Source organism: Sporichthya polymorpha DSM 43042 (assembly GCF_000384115.1).
GTDB lineage: Bacteria > Actinomycetota > Actinomycetes > Sporichthyales > Sporichthyaceae > Sporichthya > Sporichthya polymorpha.
In genome coordinates, this window is sequence record NZ_KB913029.1 from 1,807,032 (window position 1) to 1,826,481 (window position 19,450).

The 19,450-nt window shown below is 69.2% G+C and carries 17 protein-coding genes; 11 read left to right on the forward strand and 6 right to left on the reverse strand.

Features of this window, described 5'->3' with window-relative positions:
• Window positions 1-30 precede the first annotated feature (30 nt).
• Together mobF and SPOPO_RS0108895 are read right to left on the reverse strand one after the other, a co-directional pair.
• On the reverse strand, window positions 31-3,222 hold the full coding sequence (gene mobF, locus SPOPO_RS28545; protein ID WP_019874434.1) for a MobF family relaxase: 3,192 nt from the start codon (window positions 3,220-3,222) through the stop codon (window positions 31-33).
• Window positions 3,222-3,509 (reverse strand): hypothetical protein, encoded by a 288-nt coding sequence (locus SPOPO_RS0108895; protein ID WP_019874435.1) that lies wholly within the window; start codon window positions 3,507-3,509, stop codon window positions 3,222-3,224. Before SPOPO_RS0108895 ends, mobF begins: the two co-directional genes overlap by 1 nt.
• 971 nt (window positions 3,510-4,480) lie before the next feature.
• Between SPOPO_RS0108895 and SPOPO_RS0108905 the strand changes: the two genes are divergently transcribed.
• The 10 genes from SPOPO_RS0108905 to SPOPO_RS34305 all read left to right on the forward strand — a co-directional run bounded on the left by SPOPO_RS0108905 (window position 4,481) and on the right by SPOPO_RS34305 (window position 12,652).
• Window positions 4,481-4,960: a hypothetical protein gene (locus SPOPO_RS0108905; protein ID WP_019874437.1), complete on the forward strand. Its 480-nt coding sequence runs from the start codon at window positions 4,481-4,483 to the stop codon at window positions 4,958-4,960.
• Between the two features lie 12 nt (window positions 4,961-4,972).
• Window positions 4,973-6,157, forward strand: coding sequence for a hypothetical protein (locus tag SPOPO_RS34765; RefSeq protein ID WP_169577174.1), 1,185 nt, complete (start codon window positions 4,973-4,975; stop codon window positions 6,155-6,157).
• Window positions 6,136-6,864, forward strand: a complete 729-nt coding sequence (locus SPOPO_RS36140) for an ATP-binding cassette domain-containing protein (RefSeq protein ID WP_169577175.1) — start codon at window positions 6,136-6,138, stop codon at window positions 6,862-6,864. The genes SPOPO_RS34765 and SPOPO_RS36140 overlap by 22 nt, the downstream gene beginning before the upstream one ends.
• A gap of 47 nt (window positions 6,865-6,911) precedes the next feature.
• Window positions 6,912-8,132, forward strand: coding sequence for a hypothetical protein (locus SPOPO_RS0108915; RefSeq protein ID WP_019874439.1), 1,221 nt, complete (start codon window positions 6,912-6,914; stop codon window positions 8,130-8,132).
• A 374-nt stretch (window positions 8,133-8,506) separates the two neighbouring features.
• Window positions 8,507-8,926: a hypothetical protein gene (locus tag SPOPO_RS0108920; RefSeq protein ID WP_156869723.1), complete on the forward strand. Its 420-nt coding sequence runs from the start codon at window positions 8,507-8,509 to the stop codon at window positions 8,924-8,926.
• Window positions 8,927-9,797: 871 nt separating this feature from the next.
• Window positions 9,798-10,169, forward strand: a complete 372-nt coding sequence (locus tag SPOPO_RS35105) for a tyrosine-type recombinase/integrase (RefSeq protein WP_051098333.1) — start codon at window positions 9,798-9,800, stop codon at window positions 10,167-10,169.
• A gap of 115 nt (window positions 10,170-10,284) precedes the next feature.
• Entirely contained in the window at window positions 10,285-10,845 is a 561-nt protein-coding gene (locus tag SPOPO_RS35110; RefSeq protein WP_211210873.1) for a site-specific integrase, read from the forward strand.
• Between the two features lie 217 nt (window positions 10,846-11,062).
• Entirely contained in the window at window positions 11,063-11,710 is a 648-nt protein-coding gene (locus tag SPOPO_RS28555) for a hypothetical protein (RefSeq protein ID WP_051098337.1), read from the forward strand.
• Between the two features lie 310 nt (window positions 11,711-12,020).
• Window positions 12,021-12,290 carry a DUF6247 family protein gene (locus SPOPO_RS36145; protein WP_425424154.1) on the forward strand — a complete coding sequence of 90 codons (270 nt, stop codon included), beginning with the start codon at window positions 12,021-12,023 and terminating at the stop codon, window positions 12,288-12,290.
• 8 nt (window positions 12,291-12,298) lie between these two features.
• Entirely contained in the window at window positions 12,299-12,652 is a 354-nt protein-coding gene (locus SPOPO_RS34305) for a hypothetical protein (RefSeq protein WP_156869725.1), read from the forward strand.
• Between the two features lie 133 nt (window positions 12,653-12,785).
• On the opposite strand, the gene SPOPO_RS0108935 is transcribed toward SPOPO_RS34305, so the two are convergent.
• Window positions 12,786-14,153 carry an IS1380 family transposase gene (locus SPOPO_RS0108935; protein ID WP_028984655.1) on the reverse strand — a complete coding sequence of 456 codons (1,368 nt, stop codon included), beginning with the start codon at window positions 14,151-14,153 and terminating at the stop codon, window positions 12,786-12,788.
• Between the two features lie 331 nt (window positions 14,154-14,484).
• On the opposite strand from SPOPO_RS0108935, the gene SPOPO_RS0108945 reads away from it, so the two are divergent.
• The gene (locus tag SPOPO_RS0108945; RefSeq protein WP_028984632.1) at window positions 14,485-15,870 is read left to right on the forward strand and encodes a DUF7125 family protein; all 1,386 of its coding nucleotides are present in this window, start codon (window positions 14,485-14,487) and stop codon (window positions 15,868-15,870) included.
• Between the two features lie 19 nt (window positions 15,871-15,889).
• Here SPOPO_RS0108945 and SPOPO_RS28560 read toward each other — a convergent pair whose 3' ends face one another.
• Genes SPOPO_RS28560 through SPOPO_RS32575 form a run of 3 tightly spaced genes read right to left on the reverse strand, consistent with a single transcriptional unit; the run spans window position 15,890 to window position 19,403 of the window.
• Window positions 15,890-16,696, reverse strand: a complete 807-nt coding sequence (locus tag SPOPO_RS28560; RefSeq protein WP_019874445.1) for a PP2C family protein-serine/threonine phosphatase — start codon at window positions 16,694-16,696, stop codon at window positions 15,890-15,892.
• Window positions 16,693-17,472 carry a response regulator gene (locus SPOPO_RS32570; protein ID WP_019874446.1) on the reverse strand — a complete coding sequence of 260 codons (780 nt, stop codon included), beginning with the start codon at window positions 17,470-17,472 and terminating at the stop codon, window positions 16,693-16,695. The genes SPOPO_RS28560 and SPOPO_RS32570 overlap by 4 nt, the downstream gene beginning before the upstream one ends.
• Window positions 17,469-19,403 (reverse strand): PAS domain S-box protein, encoded by a 1,935-nt coding sequence (locus tag SPOPO_RS32575; RefSeq protein WP_019874447.1) that lies wholly within the window; start codon window positions 19,401-19,403, stop codon window positions 17,469-17,471. Before SPOPO_RS32575 ends, SPOPO_RS32570 begins: the two co-directional genes overlap by 4 nt.
• Window positions 19,404-19,450: the final 47 nt, after the last annotated feature.

Here is a 19,450-nt window from a genome sequence, read left to right on the forward strand (position 1 = left end):
CTCCCCTTCTTGGTGCTGCGGTCGTGTGAGCTATCGACCCGGGGCTTCGTGCCCGAGCGACGGTGGCGGTGGTGTGAGACGTGGATATCGGCGTGGCGGGGGCGGGCCGATGGCGCCCGGCGCTGTCCGGTCGGCGCGGTCGAGGGCGAGGAGGTGCTCGGCGTATCGGCGTTGGAGTTCGGTCGTGGCGGCGACCGGCGCACAGGTGCGCGCCAGGATCCCGGCCGCGATCTGACGTCCCGTCACTGGCGCGGTGGGGTCAGTGTGGTGCCACTCGCCGCTGGTGGTGTCGGTCGCCAGGTAGGCGTGGTTGGCGTGCCGGCCGCGGGTCATTCCGACGTAGAACGCTTCCCGGCTGATGCCGGGTCCGGTGATGACGTGCGCGGTGTCGGCGGTGGCGCCTTGGGCGCGGTGGATGGTGGCGGCGTAGCCGAGCTCGACGTGGTCGCGGACGTAGTCCGCGGGCAGCCGCACCGCGCCGAAGGGGATCCCATCACTCCTGTCGACGGCGCCGGTGATGGGGGAGGCGTCGAGGGATCCGTCGGGGTGGGCGGCGTGCACGTGCCAGCGGTCACCGTTGCGGACCCATTCACCGTTGGGCTTGGTGAGGCGGCGGTTGTTGCGGCGGGTGACGATTTCGTCCCCAACTCCGGCGCTGGTGGCGTCGTGCAGGGCGACCTGGCTGCGGGGGTCGACCGCGCCGGCGCGGATCCGGTCGGCGCGGGCGCGGGCGTTGAGCGCGGTGACGGTGTCTCGGTCGGGGGCGAGCAGCAGGCTGTGTCGGCCAGCCGCGGTGTCGGAGGCCCAGGCGCGGTAGGCCTTCTCGAGCATGGCTTCGGTGGGGCCGTCGTGCAGGCGCCCGTGGGCGGTGTAGGTGTCCAGGCAGGCCGGGTCCCCGAGGCGGAGCCGGCGGGTGGCGGCGGCTTCCCAGTCCTGACTGAACCTGTGCAGCTGCTCGAGCTCGACGGCGTGGCCTTGCTCGACCAGCAGCGCGAACGCGCCGCCGGTTTCGACCGCGCCGAGCTGGAGCGGGTCCCCGACCAGGACCACCTTTGCCCCGGCCCTGCCCGCATGGGTGATGAGCAGGTCCAGGTCGGTGGTGGCGGCCATCGCGGCCTCGTCGACGATGACCAGCTGCCCGGCCTGCAGTCGCCAGTACGTCTGGTGGGGTCCGCTCGCGTGGTCGTCGCGTCGGGTTTCGTGAGCCCACTTGGCGAGGGTGTCGGCGCCGACGTGCAGCGACGCACCCAGGGCGAGGGCGGCGGTGGCCGAGGGGGCCAGCGCGATGACGGTGCCGGAGCCGTGGGTGAGTTCCCACGCCGCCCGTAGCGCGAACAGGGCATGGGTCTTGCCGGTCCCGGCCGGCCCGACCAAGACCTCGACCCGGCGCCCGGAGGTCGCGATCGTGGCCGCGGCGCGGGCTTGGTCGGCGGACAGCCCCGGGACGCCCGGCATCTTCCGGGCGGAGGCGACCTTGATCGGGCGCGGGTCCGCGACCGGAGCGGAGAACTCGGTGTGCGCGGCCAGCAGCCGGGCCTCGGCGGCCAGGATCTCCCAGGTCGTGTAGGCCGGCTCGGGCGCATCCGCGCGACGACCCACCCCGGTGCCGCCGCCGGCGCCGACAACGGTGCCGATAGCGGTGATGTCGGAGGAGGACGTGAGTGCCGGGCTGGCCGGGTTCGTATCGCGGTGCAGTCCGGCCGCGTTGGCCGGCGGGTCCAACGCGACGCATCGCTCCAGCGCGGCCGCGACCACCCGGTCCAGGACCGTCATTCGTGCCGCTGGGTCGGGCAGGCGCAACGCGCGGGTGACCCGGGCGGCCTCGGCGAGCACGTTCGTGCCGGTCCAGGTGGCACGCCGGGCCGCCACTGCGGCGATCGTGGCGTCGGCGTAGCGGTCCAACAGCCTTTCGGGCACGCCGGGATCGTCCGCAGCCCCAGTTGACCGGATCCTTGCCCGCCCGGTTGTCCCGGTTGCCCACCCGGTTACCCCGCTTGCCCGTCCGCTTGCCCACGGGTTATTCGCGCTGGTCAGGGGCCGGTCCACCCCGCCGGCAACCCTCGGGGAAACCGCCGTGTGGATGGCTGGGGCAATCGCGGTGTCAAGCATCGTGTCAACCGGTCGGCCGGTGACGGCCTCGGCGGTGGCCCGCCACCGGGCCCGCAGTTCCGGCAGTGGCGTGAGGTGCTTGTCCGGGCGGGTGGCCAGGGTGGCCTGCTGGCGCAGCCGCAACACCTCGACCCGGTCCGGCTCGCGGCCATGGGTCTCGGTGAACGCGGCCACCAGGGCCTGGGTGTGCGCGCCGATCGCCTGCGAGCGGGAACTGAACGCGGCGATCAGCGCATCCGGGATGCCAGCGATCTCGAACGCCGGGGTGCGCCGCGGCCCCCGGTCCCGGTAGCCGAACCTGACCCCGAGGCGGGCGTGGAGCAGGTCGGCCAAGACGCTGTCATAGATCTCGCTACAGGCGACGGCCGCGGCGAACAGGACTTGGCCGTCGACGGCGCGCCACTTCCCGTCCGGGCCTTGGACCTTGTTCGCGATCACGAGGTGGGTGTGCAGGTTCGGGTCCCCGGCACGGGTGTCCCAATGATCAAAGGCGGCGGCGATCGCGCCCTGGGCGGGGACGCGGATCTTTGACCCGGCCCCGGTGCGGGTGTGCAGGAACCGCTCCTCCACCACCTGAAGCACGGCATCGACGGCGTCGTGATGCGCCTGCTCCACGGCGTGGGCGAGCTCGGGATCGGCGAGCGCCCACAACACCGACACCGACTTGGGCACGGTGAAGGTGAAGTCGAACCCCGCCACGGCCGAGCGTTGCGGCTTGGCCTGCTCCTGGGCCTCGATCGCGGCGACCGCCGCCGTCCGCTCCGGGTCCGTGAGGTCCGCCGGCAGCCGCCCGACCCGTTCGGTGATCCGCTCCGCCACGGTCTTGAAGCGGGGATAAGCCAGTCCGAGCGGTTCGTCGGTGACCGGGTTCCGGCCGGTGCCGAACAACCGGCCGATTGCCTCCTCCGTGACCACCGCCCCGGGGCGCAGGCCGCTGCCGTCGCCGGCGCCGATGCCCGGCAGGCCGGCACCGGTCCAGCGGCCGGGCGGCAGCCCGGTCGCGGTGTAGTACGCCGTGAGCGACTGCCCCGGGCCCGGGCGGGCGTCCCCGGCGGCGGTGTGCCGGGTCAGGTAGCGGTAGCCCGCTCCCGCCGACAGCCGCGAGATCGACATCACCGCGGCATCACCGCCCCGCCGCCCCCGTCATCGCCGAGCCCGACGACGGGCTGGCGATCGCCGCGCGGAACGCAGAAGGAGACCTGCACACCCCTGATGAGGGTGCGCAGGGCCACCCAAACTCGGGTCCGCGATCGGCGTCGCTGCAGCCACACACCCCTATGTGGGCGTCTTGAGGCCTCCACATCGACGCGACCGCCTGCGACGCCGATGACGAGCCCGTCGCGAAGCAGGTCCACGCGGTACCTGTGGTCGAGAACGGGGAGCAGATCGACGACCTTCACGCACTCCCTGTGTGCGCGTTTGGCGCCAGATCGAGCAGGCGGCGGCGCGCGGGCTCGGGACGAGCAAGAGGAGTGCTGCGGTTTAGCCTTTCGGTCTTGGCCTTCGGTTTGGCCTTGGAATCTGGCCGTTGGCTTTGGCCTTGCGTCTAGCGCTTCTGATTAGACGTCAGTTCAGAGACAGCCGCCGATGTTCGACCGGGGCCAGGCCTGTCCGGGTCAGTTCGTGACAGTCCATCAGCTTGAGGACGATCGGCGGTCGCCGAACACCGGCGGGCAGCTCGGCGAGGCGGCGGACCGACGCCGCTCGTGATCAGCTGCAGGGTAGGCGGATAGCCCCCACGGCAGGATGGTCGCGGCAACTGCCGCCCAAGACCGGCGATCCGACGTCGGTCGATAAGACCGTCGACGGAACGCGCCGCTCCAGCGGTCAGGCTGGAGATCGCTCCCGTGGTCCCGACTGGGCTCAGCGCTACCTCTCCGGCCGCCGACGGGATGCCGGTCGTCGCTGACCTCTACCCGAACCTAACGTCCAGCGCGGTGTCGCGCGCCAGGTGACCCGACACAAGCTCTCGACCGCCGTCATTGATCTCGACCCCCAGCGGCCGGCTGGGGATGTAGTTGAGCACATCCGCGGGGGGCGTGCCCTTCCAGAGGACGCCAGCCGGCTGGCCTCCGCCTTCCCAGGGTCGCGAGGGCGAAGGTCCTGCCCACAACGGACGAAGGCCCCGGGCCTCAAGGTCGAAAGACATCACCGGGACGGGCTCTCATCCTGAAGCTGGCTCGATTCCTCGGCCATTCGGTGGAGGAGTCCCCAGACCTTCGGACGGAAAGCGCGCTCGAGCGCAACCCGCTATCCGGGTGATGCATCAAAGCCGCAGACCGGCCTGCCCAGGCACGAAGGCGTCGGGGAACATCCGCGCCACATCTGGCTCCACAGGCGGCGATCAACCAAGTCACTTAGGAGGTAAGCGATGCAACATTCACGCAAGGTCGCCGTCATCGCAGGAGCGGCGGCCCTTGCCGTCCTCGGCGGCGCCGGCGCTGCGACCGCGGCACAGAAGCTGACCGGCCAGGACTGCTCCCAGGAGTACTTCTTCAACGGACAGGGCATCGAGCAGGCTGGCTACCGGTGCGCGCAGGCCCGGATCAACTACTCGTCGTACAGCGCGGTCCTTTGGGAGATCAGTTCTTACGACATCCAGTACACGGTTTCGCCGGGTCTGCAGTACGGGGCCCGCAACGACGAGAATATCTACAAGGTCGCCACCGGCTTCAGCAGCGGGACCAAGGAGTGGAAGTCGCCCGACTCGGGTGACGCCAACGTCGGCTGGTTCAACCGCAACGTTCCCAACGCCAAGACCTACAAGGGTCAGACGTCGGTTCAGATTGACGCCTACGCGGACAAGGAAGGTCCGGACCCGCGCCTCGACCTGGACACCGCGACCTGGTAACAATCGTGGTTCATGGGCGCAGGAGCACGGAACGAGGGCGATAGCGCCGCGTTCCGGCTTGCCGTGGCGGCGACGCTAGGACTGGCAGTCCTCGTCGCCGCCAGCAAGCCTTCTGCCGGTTCGACCGCTCCACCACTCGACAGTTCGGCGGCGCAAGAAGGGCCGGCTCCGTTCGCGGCGCTCGTCGACGACACCGGAGCCGTGGTTCTTCGTGCCAGCGGGTCCGGGACGGTTGAAGCGATCGGGATTCGCCGAGATGGCACCCGTAAACCCTGGAAGCTGATACTTGAGGCTGGCGAGCTTCCCCTGGGTTGTGTCACGTGCCCGGACGTGCTCGTGGCTGACGCAAAAGGCGCGCTTTCTGTCGTGCGCGACGCCGTCCGTGAGCCCGTCCAGATCTCGGAACCCTTGAGTCTCGCAGCGGGGGCGCCGGGCGCGGCGTTCGTACCGGACGCCACCGTCCTTGCCACGGACTCTCCTTCTGGTGCGCTACGGCTACGGCTACTCGGCTCGGCCGGGCTTTCGGCCGACGACCTTGAGACCGCCCCCGTCGCCACGTTGCCCCTCACCACCTACCAGCAGCGGTACTCAGCGATGGCGGTGACCACCGGCGGGCGGGCTGTGGCCATTTCGCGGGTCAGCGCCCTTCGCGCGGGCGAGCTGCGGCTGGTTCAGGTTGACGGGCCTGACGTCGCTGCCGATGCTGTTGAGCCCGCCTGGGTTTCCGATCTGGAGTCCGTCACCGAGGCGGCGGCTTGCATCTCTGATGACGGCAGCGACGTTGCCTTTGTCATCCCAGGTCAACTGGGCGCCAAGGTCCTCCGCGGAGGTTTCGGCGGCAAGCTCCGCTCGGTTTCTGTTCCCGATCTGCGCCGGCCCTCGGGCTGCATTGTCAGCAACGGCAAGTTCGCCACGGTCTGGTCCGAAGGCGGGCCCGAGTCCCCGCTCAGCCACGTCACGAGACTGTCCGCCAGCGGCGCGGTATCGACCACGAAGCTGCCGGAAGGAATCGTGGCCACAGAGTTCTGCACACGAACGGGAGCCCTACTGGCACAGAGCGAGGCGGGTGCACAACTCCTGCCCGTCAGCGGCGCATCGATCGATTTACCCGAGGCGAGAATCTCGGGGTGCACGCCAGCCGGCACCGCGTGGTTCGTACGGGGGAATGGGGTGTCGTGGGTGAAAAGCGTGAACTAGATCCGGTCATCGAAGGACAGCGAGCCCTGCTCTCCGATTCTCCGGTTGGCCCCCGAGACGGGGCGATCAGCCCACCACTCACGGCGCGGGGACTAACCCTGAGAGTCGGCAAGCGCCACCTGGGCCCGTTCGACATCGATGTCTCGAACGGCGAGAGCGTCGCCCTGCTGGGATCTAATGGGTCAGGGAAGACCACTGCAATCCGCCTCGTCCTAGGATTGGTCCGAGCCTCCACTGGACGCTCCATAGTCTTCGGACGCGAAGTCTCGCCCCTGTCACCACCGACGTCCGTCGGCTACGTACCCGACAAGGCCGAGTTCTTCGATTGGCTCGACGCGGCCGGCAACCTACGGCCATTCGCCCCGAATCGCGAGACCGTCTCGGCTTTGTTGGAACGCGTGGGTTTGTCGGATGCTGGTTCACGGGCCGTGCGCAAGTTCTCGCGGGGTATGCGTCAACGTTTGGCTCTCGCTCGTGCTCTGGCTGGAGAACCCCGGTTCTTAGTCCTCGATGAGCCGACTATTGCTCTGGACCAGGACGGAGTCTCCCTCCTCGTAGCTATCCTGTCGGAGCGTCACGCCGGGGGGCTCGCCACATTGACCGCAACCCACGACCGCGAGTTCCTGGCCCGGCTGCCAGCTCGGGTGATCCAAGTGCAGTCCGGTAGGACTCTCAGCGCTGAGACGCCCGACGGGCCTGGGATATGAACCAAGCAAGGCGCCTCGGGTTGCCATCGCGCGCTGAGTATGCCGCTGTGCTCAACCGCCCGCTGGTTCGAATCTTGATCTTCGCAACCTTCGCCGGTTGTGTGCTCGACGCCGCGTCGGCTGGCGGCACGGCCCCCCCAGGAGTAGGCGGGAGTGTCGTAAGTACCGTCTCGGCCAACCTGACCTACGGTTTGCTCGGCGCCATGTTCGCGGGCCTGGTCGCCGCGGCGGGCCACGAGGTGGTGGCTGACGCGTGGCACTCGTCCGGGGTGGGCATCCGCCAACGCGTCGCCAGCTGCATCTGGCTCGCAGCCTCACTCGGCATCGCGGCCCGTGCGCTCACCGTCTTCGCGGTCGCGATTGGTGGACTCTTCGACGGTCTTCGACGGAAGCTGCACTGGGGATCAACCGTTCCGATCGATCACGGTCAACTTCTCCAGGCACAGGCGCGATTGCTCGGGTGCTACATCCTCGCCGCGGTTCTCGGCGCCTTGCTCGCGCTTGCGATCCGCTCCTTCACCGCGTCGATCCTGACCGTTGCTGCGATGAGCGCCCTCTACCTGCCGGTAACTGGTGCGTTAGCGGAGCGAGCGAGTTCGCTGCTTGAGGTCCTGCCGTGGCTTCCTTTTGGCTCGCTGCGCGGAACACTGACCGGCAACGGGGGCATCTTCGGCGCAAGAGGTGTTGAGCCGAGCCGTATCAGCACCGAAAGTGCTTTGCTGCTGTTCGTCGTCTGGCTGCTCGCTCTCGCCGCCCTCGCGATTCGTAGCGGAGTTTCCGGCGACGGGGTGCGCATCCTGGCGGGCGCTTCCCCGATCGCGGCTGGAGTGGGTGTCGCGGTCTTTGCCGGCCTCGTCATCCCGAAAGCGATCGCCGACGACGTGCCCTGGCAGTGGCGCCCCGCCTGGCGGCACGCACACGACGCGGGGTGGGATTCGCGCCAGGTCGCGAGTCGATGGGCGGAACTGACCAAGGAGGGAAGGGCGGACCAGACTGAGGAGTTGTTTGCGCCCAGCTTTGAGGCGAGTGCCGCTCCGCCGGATGCCGCCGAAGTCCTGAGGCTTGCGACCTCGATCGAAGTCGAGCCGACCTCGTCCATGCTGTTCCCGACAATCACGAACCTCTGGGTTCGATTCGCCTCGCCATTTCAGACCGGCAATGTCCGCGCGACGGGAGCCTCCTTCCAGATCGTTTTCGAACAAGTCGGTGAGCGCTGGCTGATCCAAGCGATCGCCGGACCGACGCTGGAAGCGACGATCGCGCCATGAGGTCGACGGCCGCGATGAGTAAGCCACAGGTTCGGTTGCCCGTCGCGATCGTGCAGTCTGCCCGCAACCCCATTTCGCGAGTTCTCGTCGCTATTGGGATCGCGCTCGGCGGTCTTGGGGCTACCTATCCGACGGGATTCCTGGGCGAGCCTCGGGCTCCAGGACTGGTCGCCGGCGCGGCGCTGGGGTTGGTAGGCGCGCTGGTCGCATCCCCTCTTTGGGCAGTGGTGTTGGGAGCAAATGCAGCCGCTTCTGGGGGTACATCCGGCTTTCGGGCGGTGGCACATGCCCAGGGTCGGTCGCAGGTTCACGTGAGAGCCGCCGAGTTCCGTACCGCCGTTGGACAAGTCGGCTTGTGCGCACTGGCTGGAAGCGTGGGGGGCGCGATCAGCGCACTTGCGCAACGCAGCTCGCTTGAACCACCGACAGGCGTCGCGGCTCATTCGCCGAGCGCATCGGCGTTCGTGGCGGCCGTTGCGTTGGGAATTGCGGCTGCCGCACTCGGCTACCCGCTCGGTGTCGCGGCAACGCGCACCCTGACGGCCGTCCTGCTCTACTTCGCGGTGCTTGCCGTGGGTGGCCTATTGCTGGGCGCGGCCTACTACGCCCCTGGGCTGGGCGCCGTCGCCAGCGCCTCACCGGCGGGCATTCTGGTCACCATGGCCCGTTCCGAGATTCTCGCGCCCCAGTTCACGACTGAACTCAAACCGCTTGTGGCGTACGTTGCGGCCGCCGTATGGGGTTTGGTGCTGCTCTCCACCGCCGCCTGGCAGATCGCCCGGCGAGTCGACTAAGGAGGACCGATTCCAATGACGTGCAGGCGCGTTCCTGCTCTGGCCCTTGTGGTCTTGCTCGCGCTGACTGCTTGCGGCGACTCCGACTCCACCCCAGAGCCCGCTGCGCGGCCCACCTTCGCCCCGGGCGCTGTTCCTGCGGAGATGAAGCCGGCGTGCGGGAATCCAGCGGGGAAGGTCACACTCAAGAAGAACGCGCTCCCACTCACGATTGCTCAGGCGGACTGTGACCTCCGGGGAGTGCTCATCACCTGGCGGGAAGGTTCGGAGCGGGTGCCTGGCGGGGATCCACGTACTGCAACGGAGTGCACCTCGGCAGCAGGAGACTGTCCGTCGATTGCCGTGGATGCGCTTGGCACGGTGCAGATCACGCGAGCAGGCGACAGCTCGGCACGGGACTAGGCTAAGCGGAAGTGCAGTGCAGAGGGTATCGACCGAGCCTCGCCAGTGATCATGGCCTGAGTGGCGCGGACACGCCGACCGTGGTGGGCGGCATTCGGCCCTGGGCTCTGGCGCACGGAGCGGTGGTGCAGGGGCCCCAACCGCCGCGCTGGTTGCCAAGCGGTTGCCAAGGAGGCGGACGTAAACGGACGCCAACAACCCGGAAGCACCTTGGCGCACGCACTCCGGGCGGCTGGTCGGACCCCCACGGACATGCCGCGGCGATTTTGCAAGGCAGGGGTTAGGGGTTCAAGTCCCCTCGTCTCCACCACGGTTCACCTGCGGGAACGTAGTTCGCAGTACCCGTAAAAAAATTACGGACTGCGAGTCTGACTGCGTGTTACGGTCCCGGCCATGTCGGCCTCCTCGCAGCCTCGCCGCCCCGAACGCTCCCTGCGCAGGCGCGGGAACTCGTGGCAGGCCTCGTTGTTTGTCAACGACGCCGACCCCGCTGACCGGTCGCCGGCGCTCCGCGATCGAGACGCACCCGACCCAGGCCCTGGCACGCAAGGCGCTGAACCGGATGCGCGCCGAGCGTGACGCCGACCGGATCGCCCGGACCAACGGTTCGTTCTCGGTCGCCCTGGCCGAGTGGCTCCAGGTCCAGGAGCTCGAAGAGACGACGCGTCGCTCGTACGAGGCCTACGTCCGCAACCACATCGGGCCCGTACTCGGCGACGTGCCGCTCTCGAGGCTGACCCCGCGGCTGCTGGAGCGCTTCGACGCCGACCTCCGGCTTTGCCGGGGCGCATTGCCGGCCCGGGGAGGAACGCCGCGACCACCGGGTGGCCGGCGAACATGAGTGCGAGGTCACCCTGCACAAGCGGCCCCCGGGCCGGCTGTCGGCCGGGGTCGAGCATTCCTGTGCTTCGGCGGGTTGCGTGGTGCGGTCCTGCCCGCCGCACTCGTGCCGGCCGATGGCCAACGCGACGATCAACCGGATCCACTTCATCATCAGCGGCACCCTCGCGGCCGCGGTGCGGTGGGGCTGGATTGCGACCAACCCGGCCTCGGTGGCCAAGAAGCCACGGGTGCCCGCGCCGCAGCCGAACCCGCCGACCTCCGAGCAGGCCGCCCGGATCCTCGCGGCGGCCTGGGAGGTCGACGTCGACTGGGGCACCCTCGTGTGGCTGGTGATGGTGACCGGGCTGCGTCGCGGCGAGCTGCTCGCGCTGAAGTGGTCCGACGTCGACTTCGACACCGAGACCCTGGTCGTCCGCCGCGGCATCGTGAAAGTGGGCAGCCGGGTTATCGAGAAGGACACCAAGACCCACCGGATGCGCCGGATTGCGTTGGACGCGGAGACGATGAGGTGCTCCAGGAACACCGGGCCCCCTGGGACGTCCAAGCGATTGAACTTCGGTTGGACGCATTGGACGAGTCGTACCTCTTCTCGTACAAGCCTGATCAGTCGGAGCCGTACGACCCCAGCGGCGTCACCCACCGGTACTCGCGCATGTGCGCCGGCCTCGGGATAAACACCCACCTCCACGCCCTGCGCCACTACTCGGCGACGGAGGTGTCACGACCCTGCGGGTCTACGCGGCCTTTGTTGCGGAGTCCGACCGACGAGCGGCGGAGATTCTCGGTAGTCGGATGGAACGTCCAAAGTGGCCCGGACAAAAGCAGTAACCCCGGTGATGTGCGCAAGCGCAGGGATCGTTCCGGGGTCTTCACCAACGAGGATGATCGCCGTTGAGCGCATTGTCAAACGACCGGCCCAGCGCTGTGGAGATCGCCCGCTGGTGCTCCGTCGAGCGGTTCCGCCCGTACCTGAGGGCGGCAGGCGACCACGACGCGGCCCTCGCGCTGTACGAGTGGAACATCGCCGTGGCCGGCGCGTTCTACGAGCTCATCGGTGTAATCGAGGTGCTGCTCCGGAACACCATCCACGCCCGGCTCGCTGCGTGGCATCGACGCGCTGGGCGTCCCGGCGCGTGGTTCGACCACCCCGCAACCGGCCTGTCACCTCAGGCGGTGCTCGACGTCGCGAAGGCGCGATCCCGGCTCCGCGCCACGGAAACCGAGGGGCGGATCATCGCGGAGCTCCCGTTTGGGTTTTGGCGATTTCTGCTCGAGCGCCGACACCAGGCGCAGCTCTGGCCGCAGCTCCGGCCCGCCTTTCCGCATCTTCCCGATGGTCGTCGCCATGTGCTGCGCAACGATGTCGTCGCGCTTCACGCCCTGAGGAATCGGATCGCGCACTACGAGCCCATCCACACGATGAACCTCGTCGAAAGCCACCGGTGCGCGCTCCGGATTGCCGGCTACATCGAGCCGTCCGCGCAGAAGTGGGCAGGTGGCCTTTCCCGGGTTGACCAGGTGATCGTCGCGCGTCCTTGACGCGGCCCCGACGAACCCAACTCCGGGTGGCGGAGCCGGCCGGCGCGGGGCTCGCTTCGCTCACGCCCGGGAAGACCCGCGCACCCGCCTCTTGGGTCGCCTCCTGAACGTTGGGGCGGCCGGGCTGGGTGCGGTCGCAGAAGAGAGCGGGGTCGACGACATCGGCCAGCACCGAGCCCCGCCGTCGCATCGGCGTCCCCACGTCCGTTCACATCCGGTGACGGAACGGACAGCCTGCTTCGCAGGCTGAAGAAGCCAAGATCGAACACACCTAGGCATCAAGATCTGATGGACCATCGAGGTAGTCCAGATTCGTCGCGCAACGTGTTCGTGGGCGAGTCCCGGACATCCGGAGTACCGCGACGCCTTCGACCGCGATTACCGCGCTGCCCTCGACCAGGCCGCCGAGTCGCTGGACCTGGCTCCGGTGATGGACGCAGTGGAGAACTGGCGGTTGCGCTCTTGGGTCACCCGCGATCCCGCTGAACATCGCCGGGTCGTTCGCCGTGCCGCCGAGCTCCTGACCGGCGTCGTGCCACCGGAGGATGAGCCGGTCGCGGTTACCGAGGCGCGGCTGTAGCGCTGCCGGTGCACCGGGTTGACGTCGGCAATGACGTCCAAGAGCAGATCGACGCATTGCCAGTCGAGGCGCTGAACGCGTTCGCCGAATTGCGGGTGGTACTGCAGACGGCACCGTGGAGCGGGCGGCCCTCCAACCCTGACAATCCAAACGGCGCGGTCCGGCTGTACGTCTTCGCCGGCGCCGGGTTAGCCAGGTACCTCGTCTCGGAGCATCACGGCCTCGGTGAACTCATCGACGGTGGTCGGTGGGGCGGCGATCCGGCCGCAACGTCATCTGGCCAAGAGCCACATGCCGAGTTGTCCACGCCCGAGGACGAACCGGTCGCGGTGACCGAAGCCCGTCGCTACCCGCCGTCCTAGCCTCGATCTTTCGTGACCAGCCGGTTCCCAGCGAGCGGGTAGTCGATGGCGTTGGTCGGAGTCCTGGGCACTGTTGTCCGCCGGCGTTGTGTTCGCCGGTTCTCCGGGGTGTTCGTCGCGACGGGATCTGGGTTCAGGTCAGGGCGGTCAGTCGTTGGTGGCCGCCGGTGATCAGATCGGCCCAGGGCCATCGGGAGTTCAGGCGCAGGGTGCGCCGACGGCCGGTGGTGATCACGCGGGCGGCGACGCTGAGCAGGCGTAGTCGAAGACGTTTGGGTTCCCAGCGGCGGGCCGCGTGGGTGGGCCAGGCCAGCAGCTGGGTCCAGACCAACAGCTCGGTGGCCAGCTGGGCGAGTTCGAGCCAGAGCTCGTTCTTGGTGAACGAGTGCAAGGGCAGGTTGGTGGCGCCGGTGTCTTTCAGCGTCCGGACGCGGTCCTCGGCCCGGGCCCGTAACCGGTGTCGGACTTCGAGATCGGCCAGACGAGAGCCGCGGGTGTTGGTGGCGAACACAGTGATGCGCCAGCCGTCCGCGTCGGTGATCCGCAGCTGCGCACCGACGTGGGGCTCCTCGCGACGGGCGATCACCCGCATGCCGGGCGGCCATCCGGTGAAGGAGGCCGGCAGCCAGCGGGTCAGTTCGGCGACCTGCGCGCCCGGGCGCGGGCACCCGTCAGCATCGAGGGCGGCGCGCCAAGCCTGGCGTGGTAGGACCGCGAGGGCATCGAGCACCGGTTGACGGGCGGCGATCCCGACCGAGAACTCCAGGCCGAGCTCATGCACGTGGTTCAGCAAGTCCTTGACCCCGCCCGCGCTATCGGCGCGCACCAGCACCCCGCCCCGCACCGCTTCGGGCAGTTGGGCGAGTGCGGCATCGAGGACTGCGATCTGATCGGCGGCGTTGTTGGCATTCGCACTGCCGGGGCGCAGCAGCGCGGCCAACGGCTCGCCGGTTCCGGTCGGGCCGTGATCGGCGAAGGCCAGGAGCGGGTGGAACCCGAACCCGCGCTTGAAGGTCGGCGCCGCTCCTTCCTTCTCCGAATGCGCCCCGACCAGCGTGGCGTCCAGATCCAGCACCGGGCGGTCCTGACCAGCCCACGGATCGACCCGTGACCACACCCACGCCCGGGCCTGCGCGCGGGCGGCACGGATCGCGCCGAGTGTGGCTTTGGCCGTGTCCGGATCTGCGGCCAGGGTTTCGATAAGTCGGCTGACCGTCGGGTCCGAAGCCACCGGGCCGAACAGCTCCGGCTGCGCGCGCACCAACGCCAGATCGGCCAGACAGTCCCCACCCAACGCGATCGCGACCACCAGATCGAGCACCGTCTTGCCTGGGTCGTGCACCGCCCGGTGCGCCCGCCACGGCGCCAACCCCCGGGACAGGGCACCGGCCAAGCCGCTGACCACCGCGGTCTTCAAAAGCAACGCCCCACCCGCTGAAGAGATCAGCGACTCGCCGCCAGCCTCAACACGGGGCACAGAACGAACCCGGCTACCCTTCACCTACGGAGTGCCTTCCGGCTCGGCGATCTTGGACCTTCGACAAGCCCAGAATCCCGTGCCAGACAGGCACTTCCGTGTTTAACGCGCCGAACTCAACCGCTCACACGCGAAATGTCGAGGCTAGGTGTACCGGGTCGAGCAGACCAGCGCCGGGTTCGCCGTCTACCTGATCCTGGAACAGCAGCGGTGCGTCGAGATCCTCGAGGTCGTGTGGCCGGCCTGACGCCAAGCCGGGGTTAGGGGTTCAAGTCCCCCCGTCTCCACCACCCTCAGGTCCCCCGGCGGGCCGCGCGGGCCGCTAGGGTCGCGGGGCGAGGACGGGAGGAACGCGGTGTCCGCACGACTGTCCAGTGGCCATCCCCGGTTGGACCAGGTGCTCGGTGGGGGCATCTGGAACGACGCGCTGACGATGATCACCGGGGATCCGGGGACGGGGAAGACGCTCCTCGCCCAGCAGATCGTGTTCGCGAACGCGACTCCGGAACGCCCCTCGCTCTACGTCTCCACGGTCTCCGAGCCGATGGAGAAAATCCTCCGCTACGGCCGAAGCCTGTCGTTCTTCGACGAGGACGCCATCGGCAAGTACGCCTTCTACGAGGACCTCGGCGGGGTGCTCGACGAGCGCGGGCTGCCGGCGTTCGTCGAGCGGCTCGAGGCGGTGATCGCCCAGCACCGGCCCGCGCTGATCGTCATCGACAGCTTCAAGGCGCTGCACGCGTTCGCGCAGGAGCCCAGTGACTTCCGTTGGTTCCTGCACGACATCGCGGCCCGGCTCTCCGCGACCGGCGCCGCCGCGCTGTGGGTCGGGGAGTACAACGCGGAAGAGATCAGCCGCGAACCCGAATTCGCGGTCGCCGACGCGATCATCTCGCTCACGTCATCCATGACCTCCGAGCGCCAGATGCGGATGCTGCAGGTCATGAAGCTGCGGGGCAGCGACTTCATGTCGGGCCAGCACGGCTACCGCCTGTCGGCCGACGGCCTGCACGTCTTCCCCCGCCTGGCCGACGTGCCGGACCGGGCGGAGTACGAAGTCAGCGCCGAGCGCCTGACCTCCGGCATCTCGGTGCTCGACTCGATGACCGGCGGCTACTGGCCCGGCTCCTCGACACTCGCCGCCGGGCCGTCGGGTGTCGGCAAGACGGTGCTCGGCCTGAGCTTCATCGTCGCCGGCGCCGACGCCGGCGAACGCGGCCTGATCGCCACGCTGCAGGAGAACCCGACGCAGCTCGCGCGCGCCGCATCCGGATTCGGCTGGGATCTGTCACACCCTCAGATCGAGGTGCTCTACCGCTCGTCGGTCGACCTCTACGTCGACGAGTGGGTCCACACGGTGTTGGACACCGTCGAGCGGACCGGTGTCAGCCGGCTGATGGTGGACAGCCTGGGCGACCTCGCCCACGCCTCGCCCGATCCCATCCGGTTCCGCGAGTACGTCTACTCCTTCGTCCAGCGGTGTGCGACCCGCGGCGTCAGCGTCTTCCTGACGATGGAGGTGCCGGACCTGTTCCACCTCAACCGGCTCTCCGAGCTCGGTGTCTCCAACATGAGCGACAACGTGATTCTGCTGCAGTACGTGCGGGCGGAGTCGAAGATCAAGCGCGCTGTCACCGTGCTGAAGACGCGCGCGAGCGCGCACGAGCCCGAGGTGCGCCGCTACCGGATCACACACCGTGGCATCGAGGTCGGGGGCCCGATGGAGGCCTACGAGACCTGACGTCACGTCAGGGCTGGGATCAGCTCGGCGGGACGCGCAGCGCGAGGATCGCGATGTCGTCCCGAGCGCTCGTGCCGGCGAAGCGCAGGACCTCGTCGAGCAGGATGCCCGCCGTCTCGGTCGCCGACAGACCGGCAGATGCCGCGAGGATCTCCTCGGTTCGCCGTTCGCCGAACTGCTCGTCGCCGTCGCGCGCCTCGGTGACCCCGTCGGTGAACGCGACGATCATGTCGCCGCGCCGCAGCTGGACGGTCTCCTCCAACAACCGGATGTCGGCGAACAGCCCGAGCAGCGACCCCGGCAGGCCGACACGCTCGATGGTCCCGTCCGCCCGAACCACGAAGGGCTGGAGGTGACCCGCGGTGCATACCGTCAGGCGGACCCCGTCGACAATGCGGGTCACTCGGGCGACAACCACCGTGCAGAACCGCTCGTCGATGTCGTGGCCGAGCATCGTGTCGTTCAGGCGCCGGAGGATCTGCACGGGTGACCGCAGGTCGGGCGCGACCGCGCGGATCGTGTGGCGGGCGATCGAGGTGATCGCCGCCGCCTCCGCGCCCTTGCCGCACACGTCGCCCAGCGCCAGGACGAGATCATCACCGCGGCCGACCCCGAAGACGTCGTAGAAGTCGCCGCTGACGTCCTGGCCCTCCCGCGACGGGTGGAACACCCCGCACAGGTCCAGCCCCTCCGGCGTCGGGAGCACCGGGGGCAGCAGGCTCCGCTGCAGCGTCCGCGCGATCTGGGCGAAGCGGGCGTTGCTCGCCGTCAGTTCCTCGAGGAGCTCGGCGGTCTCGAGCGCCGACAGATGCTCTGATCCGCTCACGGCTCCGGCACCACCGCGTCGCGGGTCACCTCGGCCCAGACCACCTTGCCGCCGTCGGGCAGCGGCTCCATGCCCCACGCCGAGGTCAGCGCGTTGACCAGGTACAGGCCGCGGCCGCCCTCGCGGGTCGAACTCGCGTGCCGGGGTTCGGGTGCGCCCGTGCCTGCGTCGGTGACCGCGACGCGCAGCACGTCCGGCAGCAGCGAGAGGCGGAGCTCCCCCGGCGACGGGGCGTGCGTGATCGCGTTCGTGACGAGTTCGCTGACCACGATCACCGAGTCCCCGTAGAGCTCGGTGACCTCCCAGTCGGTCAGTGTCTGGAACAGGAACCGCCGCGCGGCCGCGACGCAGCGCAGCTGCGGCTCGAGGGGGAACTGCGCCTGCCGACGCGACTCCTGGCGGCCGACCGATTCCAGCAGCTTGATCAGGTACTCGAGGTCGGTGTGCTTGAGGACGAAGCCGGCCGCGTGCTCGACGAGCCAGGCCCGATCGACGGTCTCGAGCCCGGAGAAGATGACGACCTTGGTCTCCGGGACCGAGGCCCGGATCTGGATCAGCACCTCCTGGCCGGCGATGTCCGGCAGTCCGAGGTCGAGCACGACGACGTCCGGCCGCAGCGAGCGGGCGAGCGCCACCGCCTCGGTGCCGTTGTCCGCCTCACCCACGACCTCGAATCCGCCGTGCGTGCGAAGGGAGATCCGCAACAGCCGCCGAATGTCCGGGGCGTCGTCGACCAGGACGACCCGGATGAGTGAGGGCGTTTCAGAAAGGTTCACGCGCTCGGCCGCTCCGCCTCGGCCAGAAGTTCTGCCGCGTCGGGACCGGCGGGCGGGGGACCGTCGGCGCGGGGGAGTGCGAGGACGAAGGCCCCGGACGGCCGGTCCGCGGTCGGCGGCTCGTACCGCGCCTCGCCCCCATGGGCCCGGGCCAGTTCCCGCACGATGAACAGACCGAGACCCGTCCCGGTGCGACGCTGACCGGTGGCGAACCGTTGGAACAGCTGCGTCCGCTGCGCGGTGGGGACCCCGGCCCCGGCGTCGCTCACACAGATCTCGACGCCGTCCGCGGTGGCCACGGCCGTCACCTGCACGGGGGGCTTCCCGTGCCGCACAGCGTTGTCGATGAGGTTGTCAACCGCCTGGGCGATGCGGTCGGTGTCCACGTCGACGACGAGGTCCGGCGGGACGGCCATGGTGATGCGCGCACCCGGGTTCGAGCCCTGGGCGCGGGAGACAGCGGCGGCGAGCAGCGGCGCGAGCTCGGTCGTGCTGACCCGGAACTCGACGGTGCCCGACTGCAGCCTCGACGCGGTGAGCAGGTCGTCGAGCAGACGTCGCAGCCGCAGCGCGCTGCTCCCCATGGATTCGAAGAGCTCCGCGCGGTCGGTCTCGGCGAGCTCGTCGAAGTGCTCGGACAGCAGCTTCGCCGACCCACCGAGCACGCTGACCGGCGTGCGGAGCTCATGAGCCGTGACGGCCAGGAAGTCGGCCTGCTGGTCGGCGGCGGTTTTCAGCTTCCGGTTCATCGACGCGAGGTTGTTCAGCATCTCCTGACGCTCCGTCATGTCTCGCGTCACCTTGGTGAAGCCGATGTGCCGGCCGTCGGCGTCGTGCACCGCGGTGATGACGACGTTCGCCCAGAAGCGGGAGCCGTCCTTCCGGAGGCGCCAGCCCTCCTCCTCGTAGCGTCCGTCGCGGATCGCCCACTCGAGCTCGCGTTCGGGGTGCTGCGACTCCTGTTGTTCCCGCGGGTAGAAGGTCCGGAAGTGCCGGCCGACGATCTCCTCGGCGGTGTACCCCTTGATCCGCTGCGCCCCGACGTTCCAGCTCGCGATGATGCCGTCGGTGGTGAGCATGAAGATCGCGTAGTCCTGCACGGCGTCGACGAGGAGCCGGAAGCGCTCTTCGCTGCGGCGCAGTTCCTCCTCCGTCCCGCGCTGCGCGGTGACGTCCTGCATCTGAAGGAATACGTACAGCGGGCGGCTTTGAGAGTCGCGCACGCTGACGAACGTGGCGACGACACTGCGCTCGCCGCCGACCAGGTCGTGCTCGACGCGGACGACGTCCTCGCCGTTCAGGATCCGGCGCAGGGGTTCGGCGGCGAGGTCCGCACCGGCGAGGGTGTCGTACCGCAGTCCGACGAGGTCCTCCACCGGGCGACCGACGAGGTCGGCGAGCGTCCCGTTCACCCGCACGAGATGCCCACTCAGCGTCATCGTCGCCATACCGATCGCAGCGTCCTCGAAGACCTCGCGGAACCGCTCGAGATGCTCGGTGAGGACGGCGGCGTCGAGTCGCTCGGCCCGCGCCGCGAAGGAGGGGGAGACCGGCAGCGGACCGGTGGACACCGCATCGAGCAAGGTCTCCACCAAGTCGGTCGGGGACGCGGACTTCTCGAGGAAGGCGATCGCGCCGAGGGCACGGGCGCGATCGGCCAGACCTTGTTCGGCAAACCCCGTGAACATGACCACGCGGCTGGTGGGGCAAACCTCCCGGATCCTGGGAAGGGCCTGGAGTCCGTCCATCCGCGGCATGGAGACGTCGAGGAGGACGAGATCCGGTTGCAGTTCGGCCACGACGCTCACCGCCGCGGCACCGTCCGCCGCCTCGCCGACGACCGTCAACCGGTCCGACACCTCGAGCACGGTCCGTACCAGAGCGCGCACCTCGGGTGCGTCGTCGACCACGACGACACTCGGCAGGACCATGCCGCGGAACGTACCCGTGTGGAGGGGGGTGTATCCCGCCCCGCCCC